We start from the raw sequence: 3640 nt of genomic DNA on the forward strand, positions 1-3640 counted from the left end.
GCAAGGTCATGCTTTGATTATTGGTGGAAGTTATGGTAAAATGGGTTCGGTGGTTTTAGCTTCAAAGGCTTGTATAAAATCGGGGGCAGGGCTTGTTACTGCTTATATTCCAAAATGTGGTTATGATATTGTACAAATTTCAATACCAGAAGTTATGGTTATTACCGATGATTATTTAGAACATATTATAAAAATAGATTACAAATTTGAACCACAAGCAATAGGTATTGGAATAGGAATGGGGCAACATCCAGACACGCAACATGCTTTTTTCAATTTTCTAAATATGAATAAATTACCATTAGTTATTGATGCCGATGCTTTGAATATTCTTTCCCAAAACATAGAATGGTTGTCGTTATTACCAAAAAAAACAATTTTGACACCACATCAAAAAGAACTAGAACGACTAACTGGTAAATGGAATTCTGAGGAAGAAAAACTTCAAATGATTAAAAAAATTTGTATTGAATATGATCTGATATTTGTTTTAAAAGGAGTTCCTACAATTATTATTGATAATACAGCTACTTACGAAAATACTACAGGAAATCAAGCGCTAGCTACCGCAGGCAGTGGAGATGTGCTAACAGGAATTATTACCAGTCTTGTTGCTCAGTCTTACAAACCTATTGACGCGGCAATTATTGGTGTTTATTTACACGGATTAACAGCTGACATTGCATATCCAGATGTAAGTTATCAATCTTTTATCGCATCAGATATTATCGAGACTCTCGGTGAAGCCTATTTGCATATTATTACATGATTTTTTTGATGACATATTCTTGTCTTAAAATAATACTGATAAAAAATGTTGCTTTTTAATTATTGTTTGCGGAATTTTGGAGTCTTAAAATTCTAAAATGAACAATACCCATTATATTACTTCCGATGTTATCTCTATTGAAGAAGTAGCACAAATTATTTACGAAGGAAAACAAATTGCACTTTCTGAAGAAGCCACATTAAATATCGAAAAATGTCGTGCTTATTTAGATAAAAAAATGCAAAATAACGACAAACCAATTTATGGTATAAACACAGGTTTTGGTTCGCTTTGTAATGTGATTATTTCTGATGAAAATTTGTCTAAACTTCAAGAAAATCTGGTTAAATCTCATGCTTGCGGAACTGGTGATGAAGCGCCACAAGAGATTGTGAAATTAATGTTGTTGTTAAAAATTCAATCGTTGAGTTACGGACATTCTGGTGTACAATTGCAAACAGTTCATCGATTAATAGATTTTTATAACAATGATATTCTTCCAATAATATATACACAAGGCTCACTTGGTGCATCGGGCGATTTAGCACCTTTAGCACATTTATCATTACCATTATTAGGAGAAGGCGAAGTGTATTATGATGGTTTCAGACAACCAACTCACAAAGTTTTAGAGAAAATGGGGTGGGAGCCTATCGTTTTACAATCTAAAGAAGGATTGGCTTTATTAAATGGGACTCAATTTATGAGTGCTTACGGCGTTTATTCGTTAATAAAAATATCAAAATTATCGTATTTAGCCGATGTTATTGCAGCGATTTCTTTGGAAGGTTTCGATGGAAGGATTGAACCTTTCAATGAGTTAATACATATGGTTCGTCCGCATAAAGGACAAATAAATACGGCTCGTCGTTTCAATGATTTATTAGAAGGAAGTCAAATTATTGCTCAAGAAAAAAAGCATGTTCAAGATCCGTATTCTTTCCGTTGTATTCCTCAAGTTCACGGAGCAAGTAAAGATGCTTTCGATTATGCAAGAAAAACATTTAAAACCGAAATTAATTCCGTAACGGATAATCCGAATATTTTTATAGAAAGTGATATTATTATTTCTGGCGGAAATTTTCATGGACAACCTTTGGCTTTAGCCTTAGATTTTCTAGGAATTGCTGTGGCAGAATTAGGAAGTATTTCCGAAAGAAGAACTTACCAATTAATATCTGGTTTGAGAGATTTACCACCATTTTTAGTAAGCAATCCAGGATTAAATTCAGGATTTATGATTCCGCAATATACAGCGGCAAGTATTGCTAGTCAGAACAAACAGTTGGCAACGCCAGCAAGTATAGATAGTATTGTTTCTAGTAATGGTCAAGAAGATCATGTCAGTATGGGAGCAAATGCAGCGACAAAAACGTTAAAAATTGTTGAAAATCTTGAACGTATTTTAGCTATCGAATTAATGAATGCTTCGCAAGCAATCGAATTTAGAAGACCATTACAGTCGAGTGATTTTCTCGAAATGTTCATCAAATCATTTAGAGAAGAAGTACCGTTAGTTACCGAAGATAGAATCTTGCATTATGATATAGAAAAAGCTATTTTGTTTTTGAATAGTTTTCAAATTGATGATGTAGAGTAAAACTTATATTTTCTTAAATTCCTTATATGATCAAATTTATTTTGAATGTATAAGGAATTTTATTTTACAATAAGTTGATTCAAAATCAACAACTCATTATCTCCTTCAAGATTAGGAATTCTTTGTAGTTTTATGTTTTTCGATACTATAAGTTTTACAAATTTTTCGTTTCTAATTTGAGCCGAATTATCACTTACAATTGTATTAAAAATAACAAAGCCATTTGTGTTTAATACTTTCAACACATTACTGATAAATGCATTTTCAAAAAGAAAATCAGGCATAATATTATCTTCAAAAATATCGAGGATTATCAAATCGTAGGTTTCTTTAGTTTCTGCTACAAATTTTTCAGCATCAGCAATAACAATCTGAAGGTTTTCAATTTTATCTAAACCAAAATATTTATTGGCAAGAGTTATCGTTTCAGCATCTATTTCTACACCAGTAATTTTTCCTTTATATTGTATTTCATCAATCAAAGTTTTAATTACGCTTCCACCAGCAACTCCTAATATTAAAGTACTTTTAAATGATTGACTTGCTCAAAACCAATTTTTTTCAATCCAAATCTCAATACTTTTTGCAAACTTCCGTAAGAAAAATTAGTGTTCTCTGAATCCAATACTAATTGTCCATTATTCCAAGTTATTTCCAGATTTTTATTAATATCAGATTTTATTTCATCTATTTTTATTGGGATTAAATAACTTAAAAGTCGCTTGAAATTCATAATTTGCCTTTTCAAATAGTAAATATAATGTTATTTTTGATAAAATATTAAAAATGAAAAAACGAATATATAAGTTAATTTTCTTCAAACTTATGGGTTGGAAAATTAACGGAACCATTTCGCCAGAAATAAAAAAATGCATTATGATTGTTGTGCCGCACACGAGTGCACATGATTTTTATTTAGGTATTTTAACGCGAGGAATTACAGATTTAGAAATGAATTTTGTGGCCAAAAAAGAATTATTCAAATTTCCATTTGGCGCTTATTTTCGTTGGATGGGAGGAGAGCCACTTGATAGAACAGGCGGTTTGAATAAAGTAGATGCGATTGCAAATATTTTCACCAAAAGAAAAATTTTTCTTCTTGCGATTGCTCCTGAAGGAACTCGTAAAAAAGTTACCGAATGGAAAACGGGTTTTTATTATATTGCTATGAAAGCAAATGTGCCAATTATTCCAGTAGTTTTTAATTTTGGAGAAAAAGAAGTAAAACTCTGCGAACCATTTTATCCAACAGGGAATATTGAAGCGGATCT

The 3640-nt window shown here is 31.3% G+C and carries 5 protein-coding genes; 3 read left to right on the forward strand and 2 right to left on the reverse strand.

Annotated features, from left to right (window positions below):
- Together ACH2BG_RS06090 and hutH are read left to right on the forward strand one after the other, a co-directional pair.
- On the forward strand, positions 1-769 hold a 769-nt coding region (locus ACH2BG_RS06090), incomplete at its 5' end, for an NAD(P)H-hydrate dehydratase (protein WP_395046827.1).
- 97 nt (positions 770-866) lie between these two features.
- Positions 867-2369, forward strand: a complete 1503-nt coding sequence (hutH, locus tag ACH2BG_RS06095) for a histidine ammonia-lyase (protein WP_395046828.1) — start codon at positions 867-869, stop codon at positions 2367-2369.
- A gap of 59 nt (positions 2370-2428) precedes the next feature.
- Here hutH and ACH2BG_RS06100 read toward each other — a convergent pair whose 3' ends face one another.
- Both ACH2BG_RS06100 and ACH2BG_RS06105 read right to left on the reverse strand, forming a co-directional pair.
- Complete coding sequence (locus ACH2BG_RS06100; protein WP_395046829.1) at positions 2429-2851, reverse strand: spermidine synthase; 423 nt, start codon at positions 2849-2851, stop codon at positions 2429-2431.
- A 35-nt stretch (positions 2852-2886) separates the two neighbouring features.
- Positions 2887-3102, reverse strand: coding sequence for a hypothetical protein (locus ACH2BG_RS06105; RefSeq protein ID WP_395046830.1), 216 nt, complete (start codon positions 3100-3102; stop codon positions 2887-2889).
- Positions 3103-3155: 53 nt separating this feature from the next.
- Here ACH2BG_RS06105 and ACH2BG_RS06110 point away from each other — a divergent pair.
- A partial coding sequence (locus tag ACH2BG_RS06110; RefSeq protein WP_395046831.1) for a 1-acyl-sn-glycerol-3-phosphate acyltransferase occupies positions 3156-3640 on the forward strand: 485 nt, incomplete at its 3' end.

Origin of the sequence: Flavobacterium sp., assembly GCF_043779715.1 — a bacterium.
In the GTDB taxonomy this organism is placed as follows: domain Bacteria; phylum Bacteroidota; class Bacteroidia; order Flavobacteriales; family Flavobacteriaceae; genus Flavobacterium.

Bases quoted from the DNA above. Each gene is read 5' to 3' on its own strand.
- ACH2BG_RS06105 (WP_395046830.1), bottom strand. From the start codon at position 3,102: ATGAATTTCAAGCGACTTTTAAGTTATTTAATCCCAATAAAAATAGAT.
- hutH (WP_395046828.1), top strand. From the start codon at position 867: ATGAACAATACCCATTATATTACTTCCGATGTTATCTCTATTGAAGAA.